This is a genomic window from Marinobacterium lutimaris, from assembly GCF_900108065.1.
In the GTDB taxonomy this organism is placed as follows: Bacteria; Pseudomonadota; Gammaproteobacteria; order Pseudomonadales; family Balneatricaceae; genus Marinobacterium_D; species Marinobacterium_D lutimaris.
Window position 1 is genome coordinate 642604 of the sequence record NZ_FNVQ01000002.1, and the last position, 26436, is coordinate 669039.

A 26436-nucleotide genomic window follows, 5' to 3' on the forward strand; every position below is an offset into this window, starting at 1 on the left:
TGTATCAGCCGGCCCTGTAGAGATCACCGGAGCCGGACCGCGCCCGCTCGGTGTCGCGCTGAGCCGTCACCACCGCACGGCTGACCAGATCATGCCGCCGCGCCAGCCCGATATCGTCGGGGATTTTCTGCCCGTCTGCGACATAGGCGACCGGCAGCTGCTTTTCCACCGCCAGCGTCAACGCCTCGCCAAGGCTTCCGGACTCATCCATCTTGCTCAGCACACAACCGTGCAGCCCCAATGCCGAGTAAGTCTGCCAGGCACTCTCAAGCAGCTGCCGCTGGCTGGAGCAGGAAAGCACCAGTAGTTTCTTAACCCGGACCGACACGCTCTCAAGCATCTCAAGCTGCAGCTGACCCGAGGGATCCCGGGCATTCATACCGGCGGTATCGATCAGTACCAGGCGCTTGCCCTTGAGAGACTGGAGCACCTCATCCAGGCTGTGATTCTCATCCACGACCCGAACCGGCACGTCGAGAATCCGTCCGAAGGTTTTCAGCTGTTCATGTGCCGCGATACGAAAACAGTCGGTGGTCACCAGCGCCAGGCTGGAGCTGCCGTGCTGAAGCACATAGCGTGCAGCGAGCTTACCGATGGTGGTGGTTTTACCCACCCCGGTAGGACCGAGAAAGGCCAGCATGCCACCGCGCTCAATCAGCTCCTCGCCCACCACCGGAATAGAGTCAGCCAGGCGCGCCAGGGAGTTGCGCCAGGCCTTATCGATGGGTAAGCCAGGTTCAATCGACGCCAACAGCGAGCTGGTAAGACGCCCCCCCAGCCCCAGACGCTCAAAGCGATGCTCCAGCTGGCCCTTCACGCCACTTGAGCGCTCTCCGGCCCTTGCCATTTCGGCATCGCCGAATGCCTGTGAACGAGGTGAAGGCTGCGGCGCGCTTTGCTTGGCTGACAGCTGCTGCTCGAGCATTGAACGCAGCTGCTGAATTTCGTTTTGCATATTGCGGATCTGGGCGTTGTCCCGCTCATCGGCAGAGACACCCACCGATCCAAGCTCCGGCTCGTGCCGGGAAGCCTGAAGCGGCGCCGCACCGGGGCTGGCCTTGTGCGCCTGCGCCTGATGCGCATCACGGCTGCGCTGGCGTTCACGCAATGATTCCAGTATCGAGTGCAGCTCTTCGTCGTCGCCGTCGAGCTGGCGATTTGCGGTACGCGAGACCTCCGACGGCCCCTGACCCTCCTGAGCCTTGGCGATATCCAGGCGGGTGCGCTCGAGTGCCTGTTCCAGCTCACGGCGTTTGTCACCGCCCTGGCCCGCTGCGCTACCGGTCAGAATCCGCACCTGCTCTTCGCGGCGTCGGGCGCGCTCCTGCTTCAGTTCGCTCTGCGCGGCCTCGTACTCCTCTTCACGCGCAACAACGATCTCCACACCACCGGCAACACGGTGGTTGGATACGATAACGGCGTCGGGCCCTATCTCCTCGCGAACGCGACGCATGGCCTGGCGCATGTCCGGTGCAAATATGCGTTTTACTTTCATATTCGTCCCTTATCGGCCGCAAAGCGGAAAACTGTTAACCATTTTGCCCCCCGACTGTCGCCACAATGGTGACATTTTTGTTCTCAGGGACTTCCTGATAGGAAAGCACATGGATCAGCTGCTCTCCATAACGCACGAACTTGGCAAGCAAAGGACGGATCGGCGCGGATACCAGCAGCACCGAGGGCAGCCCCTTCATCTCCTGATTCTGCGCCGCCTGCGCCAGTGATCTCTGCAACCGCTCAGCCATTCCCGGCTCAAGAACCAGGCCGTCTTCACCCTGCTGACGCTGCTGCATGGAGCTAAGCAGCATCTGCTCAAGCTGCGGATCCAGCGTAATGACCGGCAGTTCGGCAGCCGAGCCATTGATCGTCTGCACAATCAGGCGCGACAGGGAAATTCTCACCGCCGCGGTCAGCGCCAGCGGATCCTGAGTGCGGTTAACCGCCTCCGCCAGAGACTCGGTGATGGTGCGAAAATCCTTCAGCGGCACCTGTTCCATCAACAGATTCTGCAATACCTTCAACAATACACTGATTGAGAGCTTTTTCGGCACCAGCTCTTCCACCAGTTTCGGCGACTTCTCGGTGAGCAGATCCAGCAGGTGCTGAACCTCTTCGTGTCCGAGCAGCTCATGCGCCTGTGCCTGAAGCACCTTGTTGATGTGCGTGGCCACCACGGTGCTGGCGTCCACTACAGTGTAGCCGAGGGTCTGGGCTCGCTCTTTCTGGGTTTTCTCGACCCAGATTGCATCCAGACCGAAGGCGGGGTCCTTGACCTTGATACCTTCAACCTCGCCGAACACCTGGCCGGGATTGATCGCAAGCTCACGGTCCGGATAGATCTCGGCCTCACCGACCACAACCCCCATCAGCGTTATCCGATAGGCGCCGGGCAGCAGGTCCAGGTTATCGCGGATATGTACCGAGGGAACAAGGAAACCAAGCTCCTGGGAAAGCTTCTTGCGTACACCCTTGATACGGTTGAGCAGCTGACCGCCCTGCATCTTGTCGACCATAGGGATCAGGCGGTACCCCACCTCAAGCCCGACCATATCCACCGGCATAACATCATCCCAGCCGAGCTCGCGGTTCTCTTCGGCCACTTCGGCCTCGCTCCGCTCCGCCGGGACGGCGGCTGCCGTTTCGGCCTCCGCCTGCTTTTTCTTCTCCTGTTCTTTGACGATATACCAGGCGATACCACCGGCGACCGCGGCCAACGACAGGAAGGCAAAATGCGGCATACCCGGGACACTGCCCATGATCGCCAGAATTATTGCGGAGACAAACAACGCCCGGGGCGAGGCAAACATCTGCCGGAACACCTGCTGCCCCATCCCCTCGTCGGAGTTGGCACGGGTCACCATGACGGCAGCGGCAGTGGAGAGCAGCAGCGATGGAATCTGCGCCACCAGGCCATCACCGATGGTGAGCAGGGCGTAATATTGCAGCGCCTGATCGAAGCTCAGCTGATGCTGAACCATACCGATACCAAAACCGCCAAACAGGTTAATTACCAGAATCAGGATGCCCGCTACCGCGTCACCACGAACAAACTTTGACGCACCATCCATGGCACCATAGAAGTCAGCCTCCTGGGTGACTTCGGCGCGGCGGCTGCGCGCTTCGTCCTGGCTGATCAGGCCGGCATTAAGATCCGCGTCGATCGCCATCTGCTTACCGGGCATGGCATCCAGGGTAAAGCGGGCGCTCACTTCGGAGATACGACCGGCACCCTTGGTTACCACGACGAAGTTGATGATCACGAGGATCGCGAACACGATGACACCGACGATATAGTTACCGCCGACCACCACATCGCCAAACGCCTGGATCACCTTACCAGCCGCCCCCGTGCCCTCATGCCCGTATAGCAGTACGACTCGGGTTGAAGCCACGTTGAGCGCCAGCCGCATCAGCGTGGCGGCCAGCAAAACGGTGGGGAAAACACCAAAGTCGAGCGGCCGCATGGCGTAGATCGCCACCAGCAGAACCACTATCGACAGCGCTATGTTGAACGTAAAGAAGACGTCCAGCAGGAAGGGCGGCATCGGCAGGGTGACCATTGCCAGCACAACAAGCAGCAACAGCGGGATACCAAGATTCCCCTGCGAAAAGCTTCGTGCATTGTTGAGTATGGCTGTACGGTCCAAAACGCCCCCAAAACGTCAAAAAAATGTCAAAACATAGCCACCCCTCCCCTATCCTGGGAAAATTCGGTCTATGCGGCGGCTAAAACACCATTTTTTTGACGGAAAATGATCGATCAAGCCTAAATGTAGCAAAAACCCCGCCAATACTTAGGGAATAATTCCGTTTATTCGTCCGGGTCCACCCTCAGTGCTTCAGGGATTTCAATATCCTCCTCGGAAAGGGGCTCCGGCTTTTCATCAAGCCGCTGGCGATAACGACGCAACTGATAAACGTAAGCCAGCACCTGAGCCACGGACTTATAGAGCCCCAAAGGCACCTCCTGCCCCTCTTCAGTCGCGTGATAGAGCGCGCGAGCAAGCGCTGGTGACGCCAATATCGGCACCTCATGCTCTTCGGCGATCTCACGAATCTTCAGCGCCAGGAAGTCCGCCCCTTTGGAAACAACAATCGGCGCATTACCACGCGACTGGTCGTAACGGATCGCCACCGAGTAATGGGTCGGGTTGGTGATCACCACATCCGCCTCGGGCACCTCTTTCATCATGCGCCGTCGGGAGATCTCACGCTGCATCTGACGGATTCGACCTTTCACCTCAGGTTTACCCTCGGTGTTTTTCATCTCATCCTTAACTTCCTGCAGCGTCATTTTCAGCTTTTTGGTGTAGCTATAGATCTGGAAGGGCACATCCACCAGCGCGATCAGAATCATCGCTGCGCTCATCAGCAGGAACGACCAGATAATGATATCGACCGCATGCGCCATGGCCTGGTTAACGGACTGCTTCGCCAGCGAGGCGATCTCGGGCCGATCCCAGAGCAGCACGCCAACCGCAACGGCCCCCACCAGCAGGAACTTGGCCATGCCCTTAAGCAGCTCGGTAAGCGCGTTAAGAGAAAACATGCGCTTGATACCCGACAACGGGTTGATACGACTTCCCTTGGGTTGCAACGCCTGACCACTGAAATTCCAACCACCCAAAGCGATAGGACCGATCACAGCGGCAGCAACCAACAATGCAAACAACCCCCACAGACTGAGAAAGCCATCAATCATCGAGCTGACAAAGTGGATAATCATCTGCGAAGGATCGGCGATGGTCGCCTTGTCGAGAGAGAGATTGAAGCGCATGAGACCAACCATGGCGTTCACTACCTGGCTGCCAAAAATAAAGGCCGCCGCCACCGCCGCAAACAGCAAAAAGGTGGTGGTTAACTCCTTGGAACGGGGCACATCCCCTTTTTCACGCGCGTCACGCAGCCGTTTCGCCGTGGGTTCTTCAGTTTTTTCCTGGCCCGTTTCTTCCGCCATGCTTAGCCGGCCTCCCTGATCACGTTGGTAATCAGCTCCAGCACTGCTTGAGCAAAGCGTTCATACTGACCGAGAAAGCCACCCAGCGACGCCCAGACGATAAAGATGCCAAGCACCATGGTGAAAGGAAAACCGATGGCGAAGATATTCAGCTGAGGCGCCGCCTTGGTCATGATGCCAAAAGCGAAGTTCACCACCAGCAACGCGGTAACCGCCGGCAAAGCCATCAACACCCCGGCAGAAAACAGCCAGCCGCCGGCCAGCACGATACGCCAGAGGTTTGACAGCGGCAGACCGCCCTCACCGATCGGCAATACCTCAAAGCTCATCGCCAGGGTTTCGATCACCACCAGATGCCCATTCATCGCCAGGAACATCAGCATCACCATCATCAGGTAGAACTGCCCCAGCACCACCACACTGGTGCCGTTGGCCGGATCGGTCATGGATGCAAAGCCAAGACCCATCTGGTTCGCGATCAACTGACCACCCACAGCGAAGGTTTCCATCAGGATATTGAGCGTAAAACCAATCACCGTGCCGATAACCACCTGTTCGAGGATCAACAGCCACATTTCACCGGAGAGGCCTTCATAGGCGGGAACAGGAGGCAGAACAGGCACGAGCACCGCCGTGATACCCAGCGCCAGTCCCAGGCGCACACGGACCGGCACCAACTGGGTACCGATAATCGGCATGGTCATCAGCATGGACGCGACACGAAACAGTGGCAGCAGTATCTGCCCCACCATCTGCTCGATCTGCGTAAGGTCGACTTCCATGACCTAACCGATGAGCCGCGGAATATTCATGAAGAGGAAGTTAAACTGGTCCATCAGCTCGGTGACGATCCAAGGACCAAACGCCATCAGCGCCAGCAGCGTGACGATCAGGCGGGGCAGGAAGCTAAGCGTCTGCTCGTTGATCTGGGTCGCCGCCTGAAAGATCGACACGATCAAGCCAACGATAAGGCCGGGAATCACGATAGCGGAGACGATCAACACCACTACCCAGATCGCGCTTCCGAAAAGATCCAGCACCACTCCGGTTGTCATGGTAGCTCCTAAATGCCAAAGCTGGCGGCTAAAGTCCCCATCACCATCGCCCAGCCATCCACCAGCACGAACAGCATGATCTTGAACGGCAGCGAGATAATCACCGGTGACAGCATCATCATACCCATGGCCATCAACACACTGGCCACCACCAGATCGATCACCAGGAAGGGGATAAACAGCATAAAGCCGATCTGGAAGGCGGTCTTCAGCTCACTGGTCACAAACGCCGGTACCAACACCTGCAGCGGAATCTCTTCGACCGACGCCACATCCGGCGTCTCCGATATCCGCATAAACAGGTCCAGGTCATTCTCGCGAGTGTTACTCACCATAAACTGGTGAAACGGCCTGCTTGCTGCTTCCAGCGCCTCCAAAGGCGCCAATTCGTCGTTCAGATAGGGCTGCACCGCCTGTTCATTCACCCGGTCCAATACCGGGGTCATGATAAACAGGGTAAGAAACAGCGCCAACCCCAGCAATATCTGGTTCGACGGCGTCTGCTGCAAGCCCAGCGCCTGCCGCAGGATCGACAGTACGATGATGATCCGGGTAAAGGAGGTCATCATCATCAGGATCGCCGGCAGGAAGGTGAGCATCGTCATCAGCGCCAGGATCTGAATAGTGACGCTGTAGTTGGTGGTGCCATCTTCGCCGGTGGTAACGGTCACCGCCGGAAACGCGGTATCAGCACCCCAGGCAGGCACACAGAGCAGCAGCAACGGCAGTAACAGCCAACGCATCAGGGCTTTCTCCCGCTCTGCTGCATCACCTCTTTAAGCCGGTTGGCGAACGCGCCTTGGGGCGCGTGGCGCGGCTCTATCACTGGAGTGTCGAACTTCTCCAGCAGCGATACCTGCGAGCTGCTGACTCCCAGCAACATCTGCTGCTCACCCACCTGAATCAGCACCGCTTTTTCACGCTGGCCCAAAGGCAGCACGGCCACTACCTGCATATCCCCCCGCTGCCCCGGCAGGACATTGAGACGCCTGACCAGCCAGGCCAGCGCGAGAATCAAACCGATTACGGCGACAAGCCCCAGTACCAGTTCGATAATGGCGCCGGAGCCAAGCGGATTGGGCATGGAGGAGGATGCGGTTTCAGTGGCGGCCGAATAGCCTGCGCGGCTGATTAACAGAAGCGTGATTGCAAAGGCAAAACGCATTACTTCAACCGCCGGATGCGTTCCTGCGGGCTGATCACATCGGTCAGGCGGATGCCGTAGCGGTCATTCACCACCACAACCTCGCCATGGGCGATCAGCGTCCCGTTGATCTTTACGTCCAAAGGCTCACCAGCCACACGATCCAGCTCGATAACCGATCCCTGATTAAGCTGCAGCAGGTTACGGATAGGAATTTCGGTACCGCCCACTTCCATGGTCATGCGCACCGGCACATCCAGAATAACGTCCAGCTTGGGATCACCCACGACTACGGATTCGTCCTTGAGCTCGTCCAGATCCACCGACCTGGCGCCGTCGTCGCTGATAGCTTCGGTGCCACCGGCGCCGCCTACCTGCTCTTCAAGGGCGGCAGCCCATTCGTCGGCAAGCGCCTGCTGGTCCTGATCGTTATTTTCGTCACTCACGTTCAATCTCTCCGCAGACGCGAATTACTCGGGCTGCTTGATTTGTTCCAGAATCTTGATCGCCAGATTACCACGGGAGGTCCCCAGCTGGCAGTTGTAGATCGGTACACCGTTGGCGTACAGCTCCAGCTTGTCCGGCAGATCAACAGGGATAATGTCACCCGCCTCGAACTCGATTACATCCCTCAGCGTCATCTCCCGCTCAGCGACAATCAGGTTAAGATCCAGCGGCGCCAGCATCACGTCGCGATTCAGCGCCGTGCGCCAACGCTCGTCCTGATGCTCCTGGGTATTCTGGTGACCCGAAACGAGAATCTCGCGGATAGGTTCAAGCATGGCATAGGGCAGCGTCACATGCAGTTCGCCGGTACCACCCTCAAGATCGACCTGAAAGGTACTAACCACCACCACATCACTGGGATTGATGACGTTGGCCATCGCCGGGTTTACCTCCGAGCCGATATGCTCGAATTTAACCTTGTAGACCGGCTTCCAGGCCTCTTCCAGATCCCTGAACAGCTGCAGCAGGGTTTTATTGACCAGCCGGGTTTCGGTCGGCGTGAATTCGCGGCCTTCGATCTTGGCGTGACGTCCGTCGCCGCCGAAAAACTGATCCACCAGCTTGAACACCAGCTTGGCGTCCATGATAAACAGGCCGGTTCCGCGAAACGGGCTGACCTTGACCAGGTTCATACTGGTGGGAACATACAGGGTATGGATATAGTCGCCGTACTTCATCACCTGCACACCGCCCACCGTCACATCGGCGGTACGGCGCAGCAGGTTGAACAGGCTGATACGGGTGTGGCGGGCGAAACGCTCGTTGATCATCTCGAGCGTCGGCATGCGGCCGCGCACGATCCGCTCATGGCTGGCCAGGTCGTAACTGCGGACGCCGCTTTCGTCTTCTTCCCCGCCTTCGTCTTCAGCGGTGTCTACGTCACCGTCGTCGACACCATGCAGCAGGGCATCGATCTCATCCTGCGAAAGCAGATCTTTTACCGACATGGCGTCTCCGCTTACTGCATTACCAGATTGGTGAACAGAATCGACTCTATACCCGGCCGACCGATCTTTTCACGCAGGATCGACTTGACCAGGTCGGTAGCCTCGGTGCGCAACTGCTGCTTGCCCTCAATGGTCATCAGATGCTCGAAGGTCTGCGTCGAAAACAGGCCATTCAAGCGCGCGACAATCAGTGGCATATGCAGAGTCAGTGCATCCGCAACCTCCTGATCACGGCTTTTCGCTTCGATGTAGGCCTGCATGTAATGGCGTTTACCGTCTTCAGCCTGCAGCGTAACCACAAACATCGGCTTGCCTTCGAGCGTACGGATCTTGGTGTAAATAGCCTCTTTACGCACAGGCTCGACCGGCGCTGCGGCTTCCTGACTATCGCCGCCCAGCAGGAAAAATGCTGCTGCGCCACCGCCGCCGATCACCAACAGCGCGACCAGCGCGATAATGATAAACAGCTTCTTCTTGGAGCCTTTCGCTCCCTGACCTTCGCTCTGTGCGTCGTCCGCCATACCTTCCCCGTAAACTACCCACGCGCCCGGAGTTCCTTTGGGCGCACGAACCTGCCGCTAATATAACACACTGATTTCAGGTCTAAAGCATCAGGCGTAATAGTCGACGAGCCCTACCGGAGCCTGGCTGACATTGATCAGATTTTCACTTGTACCGCCGCTATCGCCATAAGCCTGAGATCCGGACTGACGGTTACGGTCGCCACCGGAATCATCCTGGCGCTCACGCGCGGATTGATCCGACACCGACGACTGGTTCAGATCCATACCCTGCTCGGCAAACATCTCTTTAAGACGTGGCAACTGCTGTTCAATCGCCTCACGTACCTGCGGATGCGGCGAAGTAAAGCTGACACTGACCTGATCCTTGCCGTTCAGATGGACCCTCACCTGCATCGCACCCAGTTCCGGTGGATCCAGCTGAATTTCCGCCGAGCGCGGCCCGTACTGGGCCATCATCACCGCGCGTTGCCCCATCGCCCACCCCCAGGCAGGATCCTGTAGCCGCTGCGCCAGAGCGGCCGCAGCCGCCTCACCACGCGGGGTAGCCGCCCCCGGCTGCATAGCGCCGGCACTCTGCTGCTGAGCCTGGGTTCCAAGCGTGGCGGCATCGCCATTAACTCGGGCCTCGGTAGAGAATAGCGTGCCAGCATTTCTCGAAGAGGCTCCAGGCTGATCGGTATCAGCCGACTGAGCCTGAGCAGCCGCCCCGGATTGTGCCGAAACCGGCCCCTGCTGGGATAGCTGCTGATCAACCTGGGCAAGACCTGCATTGTTCTGGCCGCCCTGCGGGTTCTGGTTAGCCGCCGGCATCAACAGATCAGCGCCAGGCCTGGCGCCCGACTGACCGCCGTCCGGGGTTCGCGCGCCCAGCAGCGCCCCGTCGTCATTTGACTGAGTCCGTATCTGCTCAACAGCCGCTGCAGCAACGGCCGGCTGGGACTGAGCTGCAAGCTGCGCATTCGCAACGGCATCACGGCCAGAGACAAGCTGTTCCGTGCGGGCCTCTACAGTTGCGACCGCCTCGATGTTTGCAGAAGACTCGATCCCCGGAGCGATCACCCCGGGCCGAGCTCCGGCTTGCTGAGATTCAACCGGCTGAGATTCAGCTGAGCCAGGCTCTGCCTGAGCCGGTAATGCCGACGCTTCAGCGCGAGCTACCTCCGCCACAGGACTGCCGGCTCTCGGAGTGGCAGGCTCCGCTTCCTGCCGAGCCTGCCCACCGTTCTGCAGCGCCGCTTCACGCACCTCAGGACGTGCCGCCTGGCCAGGCAAAGGAGGAATTTCAGAAGTCGCCCGCCCTTTTACCGAAGTATTATTGCCTGAAGCATTAACCGAGGACTCGCTTGAAACACGGCGCTCGCCCTCCGGATGACCACCCTCAGCCACTGCTGGCACTGCGGCCTCCACACCTGGCTTAACGCCGGACTCCGCCTGACCAGGGAGTTCCTGACCCTGGCCAGCCCTGCCGGCCAACCCGCCCCCTTCCACAGAGAGTGAGACCTTTGCGTCTACCTCAGCAGCCGGCACCGCCGCGCTATGGCTTTTGCCCTCACCTTTGCCCTCAACAGCTCCGTCAACAGCTCCGTCAACAGCACCCTCGGCAGCAACAAGCCCTTGCGATGGCAGATCAATCACAGGAGTCACATTCTGGCCAGCCTCTTTGGGATCTTCCCCCGCGTCATCGTCGGCAAGCTGAGCCGAGTCGTTCGACTGCTCATCGTCCGTGTTTACTATATCAGCTGCATGCTCTGGCTCTGCTTCGCCCGTTTCACCTGGCGCTTCTGCCACTGAGCCTTCTGATCTGCCTTCTGCCTTGCTCTCTTCCGCCTTGCTCTCTTCCGCCTTGCCCTCTCCCGCCCCCTCGATCCCGGACCCTGAATCGGCATGTGCTTCGGAGCCTGTCTCAGCAGTTCCTTCAGACACTGCGACCTGTGCATCCCCCGCGGAATCCTTCGATCCCTGTTGCCGCTGCGCAGGCAGATCCTTTCCGTTAGACGGCAAGGCGTCGCCGCTCTCCGGTTTCGGCGCAGTCCGGTTATCTTCGGCATGACGCATCAACTGCTGAAAACCGGCACCAGGATCAACCGGCGTGGCAACGCCAGCCGCCGCGGGCCTCGGGGCAGATACGGAAACCGAAACACTGACGGGCGAAACGGAAACACTGGGTGACGGCATGGTCGTTCCTCAATACGAAAACTGACGACTAATACCGGAACAGAGCAATAAAAGGGCCAGATGGGAGAGTTCAACCGCGAAGAATGGGCTGATGTCGTCCAGGTGCAGCTAGATGTAGGTCGGGCGCGTATGCTGAGCGCGTTCATCAAGCTCCTGCTGCAGACGCTTGTCGCCATGCCGGCGCTGCTCTTCCTGCGCCTTATCGAGCAGTTTCTGCATCGCCTTGTGATGCGCCATCGCCTGACGCCAATAGATCTCGACCTGTTCCAGCTGAGCGCGGCTCTGTTTCAGCGCCTGTTCCTGCTGCAGACTTGTAGCACTGAGCTTGTTGATAAACGCCTGGTAGGTCTGGATACCACCACTGGAAAGGCCGTTGCGCCCTGCCGCCTGAAACTGCTGCTGGTATTCCAACTGATACTGACTGAGCTGCCTCAGACCCGCCTCAGCCTGCGCCACACGCTGCTGCGACTCGCCCAGCAGCCTTTCTGCCTCTTTACGCTTGCGCTCGGCCAGGTCCAGCAGCAGTTTGAAGCGATCAATCTTTTTCGACATCCAACCCTCTCAGCGGCTCAAGGTTTACGCCTGAGGCCTGCAGCGACGGCCTGCTGCGGCTGCGCCTGGGCCGCTTGTTCAGGCTTGGCCTGCATAATCATCACCAGTTCCTGGATTGCCCGCTTCATCGGCATCGGCTCCTGCATCCCCTGCTGTAGATAGGCACGCATGGCCGGCAACAGTTCAATGGAGCGATCGATCTCCGCATCGGTTCCGCGCGCATAGGCCCCGACAGATATCAGGTCCTCGTTCTGATGATAGCGCGCCCAGGTGCGTTTCATCTGCAGCGCGAACTGCTGGTGGGTTGGGTCGACGATCTGCGGCATGGCACGGCTGATCGACGCCTCAATATCGATCGCGGGATAATGCCCCTGCTCAGCCAGATCCCTGGACAGCACAATATGCCCGTCCAGAATTGCCCGCGCAGAGTCCGCCACCGGATCTTGCTGATCGTCACCCTCGGTTAGCACCGTGTAGAACGCGGTTACCGAGCCGCCGCCCGTCTCTCCATTACCGGCGCGCTCCACCAATTTAGGCAACTTGGCAAATACTGAAGGAGGGTATCCCTTGGTCGCCGGGGGCTCACCCACGGCGAGCGCAATTTCACGCTGCGCCTGAGCATATCGGGTCAGCGAGTCCATCAGCAGCAGTACATTCTTGCCCTGGGCACGAAAGTATTCAGCAATACGCGTCGACAGCTGCGCTGCCCGCATCCGCATCAATGGCGAGTCATCCGCGGGAGCCGCCACCACGACCGAACGCTGACGTCCAGCCTGACCCAGGCTCTGATCGATAAATTCACGCACCTCTCGGCCACGTTCACCAATCAACCCGACGACCGTAATATCCGCCTCGGTGAAACGGGTCATCATCCCCAGCAGCACCGATTTCCCCACACCACTGCCGGCAAACAGCCCCAATCGCTGCCCACGACCGACTGATAGCAGGCCATTGATTGCGCGAACACCTACATCCAGCGTGGTTTCGATGGGATGACGATTCAGCGGGTTGATGGTTTCGCCACTGAGCGACACCATGGCATCAGCCTGAACCGGTCCAAGGCCATCCAGAGGGCGCCCTATGCCATCGATTACCCGCCCCAGCAAACCGGGTCCCACCGGTACAAGACTCGCCCCCAGACGTGGCACCACGCGGGCTCCAGGGCTCAGACCGTCGATACTCTCAAGCGGCATAAGATAGATGCGATCACCGGCGAAGCCAACTACCTCGGCTTCGGCCGACACGCCCGGCGCCACCTCGACCACGCAGTTATCGCCCAGCGCAACACGCAGCCCGATCGCCTCCAGTGTGAGGCCGATCATGCGGGTAATCTGGCCCTCGGTACCGGGACGCGGAGCCTGATAAGGAATGTTGAGATACTTGGAAAGCCGCTCGTTGAGCGTCATTCGCCGCCCTCCTCGGGCGACTCATCACTGGTCGCCGGCAGCAGGCGGCGCTTAAGCTGATCCGCAACCTGGGCAAAGCGGTTCTCGACGGAGGCATCGACGCGGGAGGCTCCTGCCAGCAGTTCACAGCCGCCAGCAGTCATGGCGGGATCTTCGATCAGCTCCCAACCCTGCAGCTCGGCCTGCTTGGCCAGCAAGGCGCAATCATCGGGGTTTAGCCTGAGGCGCACCGGTCCAGAGTTCGGCGGCAGACAGTTCAGCGCGTCGCTGATCGCGGCGTTTAGCAGTTCCGGCCGGGCGATCAGCTCCGCCTGCACCACCGCCGCTGCAAGCTGCTCAACCAGCGTAAGAATCGTAGCCTCGAGCGCCTGATGCTGCTGCTCCAGCGGACGCTGCAGCTGGCCTATCAATGACTCCAGCTGTTGCAGCTGCGCATCGATCCTGGCCCGTCCCTCATCCAGCCCCTGCTGAAGTCCCTGCTCCAGCCCCTCTTTGCGGCCCGCTTCAACCCCTTCCTGCCGCCCCTGCTCCAGGCCTTCGGCACGCGCCTCTTCGACGATCGACTCCCACTGGGCGAGCGTCAATTTTTCGGCGTAGATCTCTTCCTCAACCACCTTCACTTCGGTGATCGGCTCAGGTTCGGGCTTCTGCGCCAGCGCAATAAGACGATCGCGCTCGGCATCGGTCATGTCTGGCAGCTTCCAGGCGCTGACACGACCGGCGTCACGGGCGCGAATAAGAACGGGAGTTGAGGCTTCTGACTTCATGGCATCAGATCATATCTTCACCGCCGCCGCCGAGTACAATCTCACCCTCGTCGGCCAGACGGCGCGCCACGCCCAAAATCTCTTTCTGCGCTGCTTCCACTTCGCTGACGCGCACCGGGCCCTTGGCCTCCAGGTCATCACGCAGCAGCTCGGCGGCTCGCTTGGACATATTTTTGAAGATCTTTTCCTGCAAACCGGTATCCGCTCCCTTGAGCGCCACCACCAGCACATCGGTAGAGATTTCGCGCAGGATCACCTGGATGCTGCGATCGTCCACCTCCAGCAGGTTGTCGAACACAAACATCATGTCCTGAATCTCCAGCGCCAGCCCCTCGTCGGTCTCGCGGATCGATTCCATCAGTTCCGCTTCGATGCTGGAATCCAGGTAGTTCATGATATCCGCGGTCTGGCGCACGCCACCCAGGGTCGTCGTCTGACTGGTTCGAGTGCCGGTAAACTGACTTTCGAGCATATCATTAAGCTCCTGCAACGCCTGGGGCTGAATCCGATCCAGCGCCGCAATGCGCATTACCAGTTCGATCCGCACCTTGTCATCGAAGAAGCTGAGCACGCTCGCCGCCTGATCTGGATCCAAGTAAGCAACGATCACCGCCTGTATCTGCGGGTGCTCATAACGCAGGATCTCCGCCACCTGGCGCGCATCCATCCAGCGCAGCGTATCCAGGCCGGATGTATTGGTGGTCATCAGGATGCGATCAATCAGCGTCTTGGCCTTTTCCTCGCCCAACGCCTGATTCAGCATAGCGCGGATATAGCGGTCGTTGTTGATCCCTATACCCGTCTGATCACTGACCACACCAAGAAAATCGGACACCACCGTTTCCACTCGGGACTGAGGCACGTTATCAAGCTGGGTCATCGCCTCGCCGATCTTCTGTACCTCTTTCGGCCCCAGATGCTTGAGGATCTCCGCCGCATCGGATTCACCGAGGCTGATCAGAAGGATCGCCGCCTTTTCAATATCTGTCAGCTCACTCACGCTCAATCACCCACTGCCGGACCGCCTGCGCGACTTTTTCCGGATCTTCCGCCACCAGACTGCGGATCGCATTGAGCTGGTATTCAAAGCTCTCGTTCGGCGTCGCCATCATGCTCTTGTCGATGCCGCCAAAGGTCACCTTGTCATCGGACACATCGGTACCATCAAGACCCTCAAGTTCGGCGGATACATCGCCAGCGGGGCCAAGATGGAGTTCGTTTTTCTCGCCACTGGAAGAGCTGGCCAGGCTTTTCAGAATCGGACGCAAAACGAAAAGCACCAGGATTAGCACGAACAGCGCGGCCATCAGCTGTTTGCCAAGGTCCCAGAACCAGTCCTGCTGCCAGAAGGAAAGCTCAATATCCTGCACCTGCTCCGGCGGCACGAAGGGCGAGTTGACCACGGTGACACTGTCACCGCGGGCCGCCGAATAACCTACGGCGTTCTCCACCAGAACCCGCAGCCGCTCCAGTTCATTCTGCTGCCACTGGGCGCGAGACTGGGAGCCATCGGCCGGATTGATGCTGACCAGGTCATCCACCACCACAGCGACGCTGATACGCTGGATACGACCCTGCTGATGCCGCGTATAACTGACGGAGCGATCCAGCTCGTAATTTTTCACCGACTGTTCGCGACTGCTTCCCGCTACTCCCGCGAGGCTTGCGCCGGCGCCATTGGCGCCCTGCCCGTTAACCTGTTCCGGCACACTGCTCGGGCCCGGCGGCTGGTTTGACAGAGCGCCCGGCACACCGCCGACCGCATCACCGGAAGCGCGGTTTTCCTCCAGCGTTTTCTCGCTGCGCAGCGCTGGCAGGTCCGGGTTGTACATTTCGTCGGCCTGCTCGATCTGGGTAAAGTCCACATCGGCTGAAACTTCGGCACGGAAATTCCCCAGCCCGACCACAGGCTGAAGAATACTGTTGACCCGGTTCAGCAGCGTATCTTCAACACTGCGGGTGTATTCCAGCTGCTTGGCCGCCAGTACCACGTCGGTATCAGCATCACGCGTATTGAGCAGACGCCCCTTCTGATCGACCACGGTGACATCTTTGACATCGAGCTCAGGAATGCTGGACGCCACCAGGTTGGCGATTGCGGCTACCTGATCACGCTCGAGGCGACGCCCGGAGAACATCTCTACAAATACCGAAGCACGCGGCTTGCGCGAGTCGCGGATAAATACGGATTCCTTGGGGATCGCCAGGTGCACACGGGCATTACGCACGGCGACCATGCTGGCGATGGTCCTTGCCAGCTCGCCCTCAAGCCCGCGGCGATAGCGTGCGGTTTCCATGAACTGGCTGGTGCCCAGACCCTGGTCCTGCTCCAGCAGCTCAAAACCGACCGTTTTGTCGTTGGTAAATCCCTGGGCAGCCAGACGCAGCCGGGCCTGATGCACCTGATCCTGGGGAACCAGGATAGCGCGACCGGCGGTATCGAATTCATAGGGGATCTGCAGCTGATCGAGCTGCTCGATCACTTCGTTGGCGTCAGCGAATGTGAGGTTGGAAAACAGCACACGGTAATCGGGCGCCTGTGACCAGAGCACCACGGCAAAACCTATGGCGATACTGGCCGCAAGCCCGACCATCAAGCCGAGCTGACGCAGCATGCTCAGGCCGTTAAAACCTGAGACCCAGCTGTTTTTCCCGAACTGTCCCGCCGTATCTGCCATGCAGCCTCAAGAAACCGGAGTGCGGCGATCAGATCGCCATGTTCATTATATCTTCGTACGCGCTAACCAGCCGGTTGCGCACCTGAGTCATCGCCTGAAAAGAAACCGAAGCTTTTTGCGCCTGGATCATCACCTGCGGCAGATCCACGCTGGGGTCACCCAGCTCATAGGCTGTTCTTAACCGGGAGGCTTCCGCCTGGTGATTGTTGACCTGATCGATCGCCATCTTCAGCAGGTCGCCAAATTCGCTCTTCTCGGTCGCGTTGACCTGATTTGGCGACTGGACCGGGTTCGGCATATCGATCTGACGTACGCCCTGCTGTGCCTGAGCCCTGAGCTCACGCATCTGCGCCAGAACGCCGTTGATGTCGGCTCGATCGACCATAACTCCCCCTGCCCGAGCGGCAATATTTTGACATTATAGGCTGAACACCTTGCACATCAAGCTCATCGACTCGCGAAAGCGACAAATAAACGTCACCTCAGCGCGAAAAGCCTGACCCAGATTGGATTAAAGCAAAAACCGGACCAAATGCCCGGTTTTTTTTATGGGAGGCACGACGGCGTGCCGATTCAAGCTGGCACGGCGGTCTTGCAATGCACCAGCGGGTGATCGCGGCGGGGCGCAGTTCCGCCAGATAACGACCTAATGCGTGCTGGTGGGCGCCTGACCGTGCTTGAGGCGGACATACATCAGCGCCACGGTGATGGCGTCGCCCAGCGCGGTATGGCGCTGAATGATCGGTATATCCAGCTTGCTGGCGATGGTATCGAAGCGCAGATCCACGTCGCCGCCTACGTGCTTCCACTTGATGATGTCGTGATAGACATGGGATAGCTCGATCGACTTGTTGGGTAAACCGAAGCCGTATTTCGGCCGCAGGAATTTATCGATCATGCGGATATCGTAATTCACGTAATAACCGAGGATCGGCCGATTGCCGATAAACGCCAGCAGCTTGTCCAGCGCCTCGTCGAGTTCTATGCCATCACTGAGATCGGTGGCGCGGATCTTATGTACCTTGATCGATTCCCCGGTCAGGCTTGCCGGCGGCTTAAGACGGATATCCAAGCGGTCGCTGGTCTTTACCTTTTGCCCCTTGATACGCACCGCGCCGATGGAGAGGATCTCGGCCTTGGACACATCCAGACTGGTCGTTTCACAGTCCAGAGAAACCACCTCATCTCCGCTGTAAGACTCGAAAAGTTCTGCCCATGGGCCATTTTTATGGACTCGGCGCTCCTGCAAGCGCCGGATGGTTCTTGGAATTATCATGAAAGATCAGCCTCCCAGGTGGTAGCGGAGTGACAGGTGTTTCTTAAAGCCCTTAACGATCTGCAGAGCGTCCCGCAGCAGGTCGCGCTCCATCTTGTTGAGCTTGTGCAGTTCGATCAGGTTAGGGGTCGGATCAAAGCCATCGTCGCTCTCTTCGACGCGGCGAATCTGCTGCCTCAGACGCAGCTGGATGAACAGAGATAACGCCTCGGATATATCCTTGCCGTTCTGCTCCTGGAGCTGCCCCGCATCCACCAGCGCCTGAATGCGCTCATACGTGTTGGTGGCGAGAATACGCTGCTCCAGCGCGAGGGTGCGGATGCCATGCACGATGGGAAAGATCCCGCCCTTCTTGATATCCAGCTCGCCCTTGTCGCGCAGGTTACCGAAGAAGGTCAGCGGTGTATCGAACTCGATAGCGGCCTTGGCAAAGTGAGAAAAGAACACATCGTTATTGCGCAGGTGGCGCAGAAACCAGTTTCTCGCCACCTTGTACAGCGCCTGATTACCGGCCACTGGCTTCGCATCCACGGCGATCGCCAGATTCATCTGCGCTTCGCCTTCGCAGCTTTCGGCCCAGTCGTTAAGCTTCTGGGTCCAGTCGCCCACGGAGTTCACCCACTGCGGGTTGGACACCATGATATTGCCCGGGCAAGGCGGGAAACCGAAGGAGATCAGGGTTTCGCTGAAACGATTCATTGTGGCCTGCATATCCTTCCAGGAGAGACCATCACGAAAGATCAATGCGTTGTCCTGGTCGGTTTTCATAATCTGCTCACCGCGTCCCTCGGAGCCCATCACGATCAGGCAGACATGAGGCTGCATATCGCTGGGAATCGTCAGATCAAACAGCTTGGCGATGATGCGGCCATTCATCGCCGCCAGCAGATCCATGGTGAAGCGGATCTTCACACCGGTAGAGATCAGCGCCTTGATCAGATCGTGCAGACCCTGGGCCGCTTCTTTCAGCTCACCGATGGAGGAGGCGCGTTCGATACGCAGGCCGATCACATGGGAATGGCTGGAGAAGTAGCTGAGCACATCGGTCAGCTCGACGATACCGACCATCTGCTGGCCGGACATGACGACCACACGCTCGATCTGCTGCTGCGTCATGGTAATCAGAGCGTTGAACAGGTAATCCTCGGGGTCGGCCGTCACCAGGCGATACGAGGCGATCTGGGAGACATCGCTATCCAGGGGCATCTCTTTCAGTACAACCGCATCCAGCAGGTCGGTGCCGGTGACCATGCCATAGCGACCGCCCTTACGCGCCAGCACACAGTCCGCCTTGTGCTCCCGCATCAGGCGGGTCGCATCGCGGATGCTGGTACCCTCTTCCACCACCAGCGGCTCACGCACGGTGGCGCTGCTGATCTTGGAAAGCATGAACTCAGCCATATCCTGGTTACGGCTGTGCTGCTCGACTAGCTCGCTTTTGGCGCTGAAATTCTGCTGGAAGTAATCGGCGAACAGGGCGTTACTCTGAATCAGCTCCACCAACACCTGGGTCGGCAGGATATGACAGATCGTCTCCTCTTCGGCGGTAAAGTCGTGAATCGCCCGACCTCTCAGGGATGACCAGCCACCGAAGTAGTCCTCGTTCTGGTAGTGCACATAGATGTGCTGTTCCTCATCGGCGCCCTCACTCTCGCGAACCCGCCCCTTGAGGATGATATAAACACCTTCCGGCGCCTCGCCGGCGGTAATGATCTTCTCGCCCTGCTGGTAGTATCCCAGGTCAAGACTCGCTTCTACCGTCGCCTGCTCCTGGGGCGTCAGCAGACTGAACGGGATGTTATCCATCTTGAATGAATCGGACATCGGCCTCGCACCTCTCCTCGCACCGCTGCATCAAACCCGTCCGGTATAACCCGGCTCTTGTTGTTTTGTTCTTTTCAGCTGGATCACGCCAGTTTTTTCCAGCCGCCACATCGAACGGCAATCCATCAAATATAGAGGCTGGAAAACCCTTGCGTTGGAAACTCTCGCTAATAAAAAGCGCTCGTTAGTAAAAAGGGCACGCCAACTTCCGCCGGCGCGCCCTTTCCGCTTTTACCTACTGATCAGCGATCAGTGAGAGTGTGCTGCACCAGCGCCACGCGGGATACGGATATCCTCAACGATATGCTGGATTTCAGCCGGCGGCGGCGCAGTCACTTTGGAGATAACAGTGGCTACGACGAAGTTCAGGATCATACCAACGGTACCGAAACCTTCCGGAGAGATACCCATGAACCACTGATCGGAAGAACCGCCCATGAACTTGAAGTAGATGATGTAAGCCATGGTAGAGACCAGACCCACCAGCATACCGGTCACTGCGCCCTGGGTATTCATACGGGTATTGAAGATACCCATGATGATCGCCGGGAACACCGAAGATGCCGCCAGACCGAAGGCCAATGCCACCACCTGAGCCACGAAGCCCGGCGGGTTGATACCGAAGTAACCGGCCACCAGGATTGCCACGACCGCCGCAAGACGTGCGTACATCAGCTCCTGTTTGTCGGTGATATTCGGGTTGATGGTCTTCTTCATCAAGTCATGCGAGATCGAGGTCGAGATTACCAGCAGCAGACCCGCCGCGGTGGACAGTGCCGCCGCTACCGCACCCGCGGCCACCAGGGCGATGACCCAGTCAGGCAGCTGCGCGATTTCCGGGTTAGCCAGTACCATGATGTCGCGGTCAACGTAGACTTCGTTCACGCTGTCGGACGCATTGGTAGTGATACGCTGCATGTTCGGATCGCCGTTGACGTTACCTTCACCGAAGGCTGGCTTGCCGTTGAACGCGTTACCCGCTTCGTACTTGACCTTGCCATCGCCGTTCTTGTCAGCCCAGGCGATAAGGCCTGCAGCTTCCCAGTTTTTGAACCAGCTCGGCATTTCAGCATATTCAGTACCCGCGTTATCCGGACCGTTAATGGTCTGAATCAGGTTTACACGACCAAAGCCGGCAACACCCGGTACGGAGGTGTACAGAATCGCAATGAACAGCAGCGCCCAACCAGCGGAGATACGCGCATCCTTAACTCGCGGCACGGTGAAGAAACGTACGATTACGTGCGGCAGACCCGCAGTACCGCACATCAGAGCAGCGGTGAAGAAGAACATATCCAGCGTGGACTTGGTGCCCGCGGTGTACTGCGCAAAGCCCAGTTCCTGAGACAGCTCGTTCAGCGTGGTCAGTACCGACTTACCGTTATCCAGGGTTGCACCCAGACCGGTCTGCGGCAGGAAGTGTCCGGTTACCTGCATAGACAGGAAGATCGCCGGCACCATGAACGCCAGGATCAGTACGCAGTACTGCGCCACCTGGGTGTAGGTAATACCTTTCATACCGCCGAGTACGGCGTAGAAGAACACGATCGCCATACCGATGATAACGCCGGTATTGATATCCACGTGCAGATAACGGGAGAACACGATACCGACACCACGCATCTGGCCCGCCACGTAGGTGAAGGAGATAACGATGGTACAGATAACCGCGATGGTACGCGCAGTGTTGGAGTAGTAACGGTCACCGATGAAGTCAGGCACGGTGAACTTACCAAACTTACGCAGGTAAGGCGCAAGCAGCATCGCCAGCAGCACGTAACCACCGGTCCAGCCCATCAGGTAAACCGCACCGTCGCGTCCGATGAACGAAACGATACCGGCCATGGAGATAAACGATGCAGCGGACATCCAGTCAGCGGCAGTCGCCATACCGTTAGCCACCGGCGGTACACCGCCACCAGCCACGTAGAACTCTTTGGTGGAACCCGCACGCGCCCATATCGCGATAGCGATATACAGTGCGAACGACCCCCCGATAAACAGGTATGTGAGCAGATCAAGACTCATGGTGAGCGTCCTTCGTATTTATTTATTGTTATTCGTGAACGTCATACTTCTCGTCGAGCTTGTTCATGCTGAACACGTATGCCCAGATCAGCCCGAGGAAGACGAAGATTGCACCCTGCTGAGCAAACCAGAACCCCAGCGGGAAGCCGAAGAACTGAATCTGATCGAGAGCGTCAACGAAGAGGATGCCGCATCCGTATGACGCGACGAACCAGATCGCCAGGTAGGTCATGATGATTCGCAGGTTTTCCTTCCAGTACGCCTGCGCACTGCTGTTGTTGCTAGACATGGCACCATCCTATCTATTGTTTTTATTTCAGTTGGTGGAAGCAGACAGGCTGAATCTAACAAAGGAGTCGCAAGATAAAATCCCCGACTTTAGTCGGATTCATAGTGTCGACAATCCAATCCCCAGCGCCGCAACTACCGCGCCAGTAGCATCAATCACAGATTAGATGTCGATCTGGTCAAAAAACAACCTAGACCAAGGTCTTACGATATGTAGGGCTTTGCACTCAGGCTTGTTTCGCGACAGTCCCCAGGCAGACCTTGGCGAGTTACACTGTGTGCCATATTCACGTTGAACAGATTGGAAATTGTCGACATGTTATCGGGCTGGACCATCATACTGATCTCCCTCGCCTACCTGTGCCTGCTGTTCGGGCTGGCCTACTACGGCGATAAAAGCGATGCGGGTAAAAAGTGGGCGAGCAATCCGGTGGTCTACTCCCTGTCGCTGGCGGTGTACTGCTCTTCATGGACCTTTTACGGCGCGGTAGGCCGGGCTGCGTCCACCGGCTGGGAGTTCATGGCCACCTACCTGGGCCCGGTGCTGGTGTTTCTGCTGGCGTGGAGAGTGATCGAGAAGATCATCCTGATCAGCAAGCAACAGAACATCACCTCGATCTCCGACTTTATCTCCTCCCGCTACGGCAAGAGCCAGAGCCTGGCGGTGCTGGTCACGCTGATCGGCGTACTCGGCACCATTCCCTATATCGCGCTACAGCTGAAAGCGGTGGCGATCAGTTACAACGCCCTGGCGCCAGGGGCCACCGAGGCGCTCAGTAAGGGCAGCGACACCGCTCTGTTCGTGGCGCTGGCGATGGCGGTATTCGGCATACTTTTCGGCACCCGCCATATCGACGCCACCGAACATCATGAAGGCCTGGTACTGGCGGTCGCCTTCGAGTCGATCATCAAGCTTACCGCGTTTCTGTCGGTGGGCCTGTTCGTCACCTTCGGTCTGTTCGGCAGTCTCGATACCATGCTGCACAGCCTGCAGAGCCAGCTGGTGAACAACCCTAACTTCACCGCACCGCTGGGCGACAGTTTTTTGACGGAGATAATTCTCGCCTGTGGCGCGGCGATCTGCCTGCCACGTCAGTTTCACGTCACCATCGTGGAGAACACCCGCAACCGTAACCTGCGCACGGCGCGCTGGCTGTTCCCGCTCTACCTGATACTGCTGTCGCTGTTTGTGCTGCCCATCGCCACTGGCGGCATCATGTTCTTCGGCCCGAATAGCGCCGATGCGGATATCTTTGTCTTGCTCCTGCCGCTGGTTGGCGGTCATGAATATCTGGCCACCTTCGCCTTTATCGGTGGCCTCTCCGCCGCAACCAGCATGGTCATCGTTGCCAGCATCACCCTGGCCACCATGGTGTGTAACGATATCGTGATGCCGGTGCTGCTGAGGATCCCGCGACTGCGGCTGGCGGAAGCCGCAGACCTGGGCGCACTGCTGCTACGGGTACGCCGCATCACCATCGTCACACTGCTGCTGCTCGGCTACTTCTATTACCGCATTCTCGGCGATCAGGGTTCGCTGGCGTCATTCGGTCTGCTGGCCTTTGTCGCCGCCATTCAGTTCCTGCCCGCCATCCTCGGAGGTATCTACTGGAAACGTGGTAACCGACGCGGCGCCCTGGCTGGACTGAGCGCCGGGTTTCTGCTCTGGGTCTATACCCTGGTTCTGCCGGCCATGCAGTCCGCACATCTGATTCCCACTCAGCTGCTGCCGGGCTGGGACACTCCCTTCTGGGCGACACCAACTTCGCTGTTTGGGCTGCAATTTTTTGACCCTCTGACCCATGGCGTAATCTGGAGCCTGAGCATCAACCTGCTGCTCTACATCGCGGTGTCCATGCTCACCAACCAGCGTCTGGTGGATCGCATCCAGGCCAGCGCATTCACCAATGTGCACACCAAGCATTTTGCCGAACCCGGGCGTATGACGCGCCAGGTTTCCGTGGGCGATCTGCAGATGCTGACTGAGCGTTTCCTCGGCATCAGCCGCACCCAGCACGCCTTTACCACTTACGCCCTGCACCGCGGTGAAGACCCGGCCCTGCCCGGCGCCAAGGCGACACCGGAGCTGATCCAGCACACCGAGCGTCTGTTGGCCGGCGCCATCGGCTCCTCCTCCGCCCGCATCGTGATGGACTCGACCCTGCGCGGCAAGGAGATGGAGATCGGCGATGTGGTGGCAATTGTCGATGAGGCCTCCCAGGCACTGAGATTCAGCCGCTCTCTGCTGCAATCAACCATCGAGAACATTAGCCTGGGCATCAGCGTGGTCGATCAGAACCTGCGCGTGGTGGCCTGGAACCAGCGCTATATCGATATGTTCAATTACCCGGAAGGGCTGGTCTGCGTGGGGCGCCCTATCGAGGAGATCTTCCGCTATAACGCCGTGCGCGGTGAATATGGCCTCAGCAACGGCCCACTCGACGACCAGGTCGCCGAACGCCTGGCGGTGATCAGCTCCGGCGAGCCGCACGCGTTTGAACGCTACCGCCCCGATGGAACGGTGCTGGAGGTGCGCGGCAACCCCATGCCCAACGGCGGTTACGTCAACACCTACATGGATATCACCGAGCATAAGCGCACCGAAGAGGCACTGCGTGAGAGTGAGCAGAACATCCGTGTCTACACCGATAACGTGCCGGTACTGATCGCCTACCTGGACCCGGACCGCAACTTTCTGTTCGTTAACAAGGCCTATGCCGATACCTTCGGTATCGACCGCCACACTATCGCCGGCACCCCCTCACGCGCGATTCTGCCGCCGGACGAGCATGAACATCGCCACCACTATATTCGTAAGGTGCTTAACGGCGAGCGCCAGCGCTTTGAAACCCGCATGCCCACCAGAGATGGCTCTGAGCGCTATGCCGAGGTGACCTATATTCCCCATGTCGGCGAATACGGCGACCTGCTCGGCTACTTCACGCTCTACCAGGACATCACCGAACGCCGTAAGGCCGAGATCGCGCTGCAGGAAACCAACGAAAACCTGGAGCAGCGCGTGCGCGAACGTACCCACGCCCTGTCGGTGGTCAATAAGGAACTGCGCAAGGAGAACACCGTACGTGCCCTGATGGAGGATGAGCTGCGCCAGGCCAAGTCCGATGCAGAGGCCGCCAACCTGGGCAAGACCCGCTTCCTTGCCTCAGCCAGCCATGACCTGCTGCAGCCTTTGAACGCCGCTCGGCTGTTTACCTCAGCGCTGGCACAGCAGTCCCATGAACCGGAAACCACCCAGCTGGTCAGCAACCTGGACAACGCCCTGCACGCGGCCGAGGAGCTGATCACCGCAATTCTGGATATCTCCAAGCTCGATGCCGGTGCGCTGGAGCCAAACTTCAGTCACTTTGCGCTGGATTCGATGTTCCAGCACCTGTCCACCGAGTTCAACGCAGTGGCTAAAGAGAAGGGGCTGAACTTCCACCACGTCAACTGCAAACAGGTGGTCTACTCCGACCAGGCGTTGCTGCGCCGCATTCTGCAGAACTTCCTCTCCAACGCCATCCGCTACACCGCCAAGGGCAAGGTCCTGCTGGGTGCGCGCCACCAGGAAAACAGCCTGCGGCTGGAGGTCTGGGATACCGGTGTGGGTATCCCGGAAAGCAAGCTCTCCGAGGTGTTCGAGGAGTTCCGTCGCATCGACAACCCGAAACACAGCGAAGTCAAAGGGCTGGGCCTGGGTCTGGCCATCACCGAACGTATCGCGCGGATGCTGGACCACAGCGTTAACGTACGCTCCTGGCCCGGCCAGGGCACGGTATTCAGCGTCAGCGTGCCTCTCGGTGATCCCAGCAAGGCGCAGAAGCCGAAACCGGAGCAGCGCGGCTGGATCCGCAGCAAGGGACTCAACGGCATCAAGGTGCTGGTGATCGACAACGAGCCGAAGATTATCGAGGGGATGTCAGCCCTGCTGAAAGGCTGGTCCTGCGAGGTGATGACCGCACTCTCCGGCCCCGAAGCTTTGCAAAAGGTGCAGGCGGAAAACTGGGAACCGGACATCATGCTGGTGGATTATCACCTGGGGGAAACGGAAACCGGCATCATGGCGCTCAACGACCTGGCGCCCTGCTGGGAGCAGCCGATTCCCACGGTGGTGATCACCGCAGACAGAACCGATGAGGTCCGCGAAGAGATCCTCGCCTGCGGCGCCCAGCTGCTAACCAAGCCGGTCAAACCCGCCGCCCTGCGGGCGTTGATCAACAAGATGATCGCTACAGCGCGCGCCTGAGGCAGGCTTCACACCCTCAGGCGCAGTGTTTAAAGTTAAGGCATATCAATTACCTGCCACTG

Annotated in this window: 22 protein-coding genes; 1 reads left to right on the forward strand and 21 read right to left on the reverse strand. The window is 58.7% G+C overall.

Annotated features, from left to right (window positions below):
• Positions 1-4 precede the first annotated feature (4 nt).
• From flhF to C4S72_RS13485, 21 genes are all read right to left on the reverse strand, one after another.
• Positions 5-1495 carry a flagellar biosynthesis protein FlhF gene (gene flhF, locus C4S72_RS13385; protein WP_104003647.1) on the reverse strand — a complete coding sequence of 497 codons (1491 nt, stop codon included), beginning with the start codon at positions 1493-1495 and terminating at the stop codon, positions 5-7.
• A 34-nt stretch (positions 1496-1529) separates the two neighbouring features.
• Positions 1530-3647: a flagellar biosynthesis protein FlhA gene (gene flhA, locus C4S72_RS13390; protein WP_104003648.1), complete on the reverse strand. Its 2118-nt coding sequence runs from the start codon at positions 3645-3647 to the stop codon at positions 1530-1532.
• A gap of 164 nt (positions 3648-3811) precedes the next feature.
• Positions 3812-4957, reverse strand: a complete 1146-nt coding sequence (flhB, locus tag C4S72_RS13395) for a flagellar biosynthesis protein FlhB (protein WP_104003649.1) — start codon at positions 4955-4957, stop codon at positions 3812-3814.
• 2 nt (positions 4958-4959) lie between these two features.
• Positions 4960-5739, reverse strand: coding sequence for a flagellar biosynthetic protein FliR (gene fliR / locus C4S72_RS13400; protein WP_104003650.1), 780 nt, complete (start codon positions 5737-5739; stop codon positions 4960-4962).
• 3 nt (positions 5740-5742) lie between these two features.
• On the reverse strand, positions 5743-6012 hold the full coding sequence (gene fliQ, locus C4S72_RS13405; RefSeq protein WP_104003651.1) for a flagellar biosynthesis protein FliQ: 270 nt from the start codon (positions 6010-6012) through the stop codon (positions 5743-5745).
• Between the two features lie 8 nt (positions 6013-6020).
• Positions 6021-6755, reverse strand: coding sequence for a flagellar type III secretion system pore protein FliP (gene fliP / locus C4S72_RS13410; protein ID WP_104003652.1), 735 nt, complete (start codon positions 6753-6755; stop codon positions 6021-6023).
• The gene (fliO, locus tag C4S72_RS13415) at positions 6755-7177 is read right to left on the reverse strand and encodes a flagellar biosynthetic protein FliO (protein WP_104003653.1); all 423 of its coding nucleotides are present in this window, start codon (positions 7175-7177) and stop codon (positions 6755-6757) included. Before fliO ends, fliP begins: the two co-directional genes overlap by 1 nt.
• Positions 7177-7602, reverse strand: a complete 426-nt coding sequence (fliN, locus tag C4S72_RS13420; RefSeq protein ID WP_104003654.1) for a flagellar motor switch protein FliN — start codon at positions 7600-7602, stop codon at positions 7177-7179. Before fliN ends, fliO begins: the two co-directional genes overlap by 1 nt.
• Before the next feature lie 24 nt (positions 7603-7626).
• The gene (gene fliM, locus C4S72_RS13425; protein WP_104003655.1) at positions 7627-8610 is read right to left on the reverse strand and encodes a flagellar motor switch protein FliM; all 984 of its coding nucleotides are present in this window, start codon (positions 8608-8610) and stop codon (positions 7627-7629) included.
• 11 nt (positions 8611-8621) lie between these two features.
• The gene (locus C4S72_RS13430; RefSeq protein WP_104003656.1) at positions 8622-9131 is read right to left on the reverse strand and encodes a flagellar basal body-associated FliL family protein; all 510 of its coding nucleotides are present in this window, start codon (positions 9129-9131) and stop codon (positions 8622-8624) included.
• A gap of 90 nt (positions 9132-9221) precedes the next feature.
• A complete protein-coding gene (locus C4S72_RS13435) occupies positions 9222-11309 on the reverse strand; it encodes a flagellar hook-length control protein FliK (protein ID WP_104003657.1) in 2088 nt (695 codons plus the stop codon).
• A 108-nt stretch (positions 11310-11417) separates the two neighbouring features.
• On the reverse strand, positions 11418-11861 hold the full coding sequence (gene fliJ / locus C4S72_RS13440) for a flagellar export protein FliJ (protein WP_104003658.1): 444 nt from the start codon (positions 11859-11861) through the stop codon (positions 11418-11420).
• A gap of 17 nt (positions 11862-11878) precedes the next feature.
• On the reverse strand, positions 11879-13267 hold the full coding sequence (gene fliI / locus C4S72_RS13445; RefSeq protein WP_104003659.1) for a flagellar protein export ATPase FliI: 1389 nt from the start codon (positions 13265-13267) through the stop codon (positions 11879-11881).
• Positions 13264-14034 (reverse strand): flagellar assembly protein FliH, encoded by a 771-nt coding sequence (locus C4S72_RS13450; protein WP_104003660.1) that lies wholly within the window; start codon positions 14032-14034, stop codon positions 13264-13266. The genes fliI and C4S72_RS13450 overlap by 4 nt, the downstream gene beginning before the upstream one ends.
• Before the next feature lie 4 nt (positions 14035-14038).
• Positions 14039-15034 (reverse strand): flagellar motor switch protein FliG, encoded by a 996-nt coding sequence (gene fliG / locus C4S72_RS13455; protein WP_235009143.1) that lies wholly within the window; start codon positions 15032-15034, stop codon positions 14039-14041.
• Positions 15027-16712 carry a flagellar basal-body MS-ring/collar protein FliF gene (fliF, locus tag C4S72_RS13460; RefSeq protein WP_104003662.1) on the reverse strand — a complete coding sequence of 562 codons (1686 nt, stop codon included), beginning with the start codon at positions 16710-16712 and terminating at the stop codon, positions 15027-15029. The genes fliG and fliF overlap by 8 nt, the downstream gene beginning before the upstream one ends.
• 28 nt (positions 16713-16740) lie before the next feature.
• Positions 16741-17097, reverse strand: a complete 357-nt coding sequence (fliE, locus tag C4S72_RS13465) for a flagellar hook-basal body complex protein FliE (protein WP_104003663.1) — start codon at positions 17095-17097, stop codon at positions 16741-16743.
• Positions 17098-17358: 261 nt separating this feature from the next.
• Positions 17359-17988, reverse strand: coding sequence for a 3'-5' exonuclease (locus tag C4S72_RS13470; RefSeq protein ID WP_104003664.1), 630 nt, complete (start codon positions 17986-17988; stop codon positions 17359-17361).
• Between the two features lie 6 nt (positions 17989-17994).
• The gene (locus C4S72_RS13475; protein WP_104003665.1) at positions 17995-19812 is read right to left on the reverse strand and encodes a putative nucleotidyltransferase substrate binding domain-containing protein; all 1818 of its coding nucleotides are present in this window, start codon (positions 19810-19812) and stop codon (positions 17995-17997) included.
• 249 nt (positions 19813-20061) lie between these two features.
• Complete coding sequence (locus C4S72_RS13480; protein WP_104003666.1) at positions 20062-21840, reverse strand: sodium:solute symporter family protein; 1779 nt, start codon at positions 21838-21840, stop codon at positions 20062-20064.
• Between the two features lie 28 nt (positions 21841-21868).
• The gene (locus C4S72_RS13485) at positions 21869-22129 is read right to left on the reverse strand and encodes a DUF4212 domain-containing protein (protein WP_104003667.1); all 261 of its coding nucleotides are present in this window, start codon (positions 22127-22129) and stop codon (positions 21869-21871) included.
• Positions 22130-22444: 315 nt separating this feature from the next.
• Here C4S72_RS13485 and C4S72_RS13490 point away from each other — a divergent pair, with 315 nt between their 5' ends.
• On the forward strand, positions 22445-26374 hold the full coding sequence (locus tag C4S72_RS13490) for a hybrid sensor histidine kinase/response regulator (protein WP_104003668.1): 3930 nt from the start codon (positions 22445-22447) through the stop codon (positions 26372-26374).
• Positions 26375-26436: the final 62 nt, after the last annotated feature.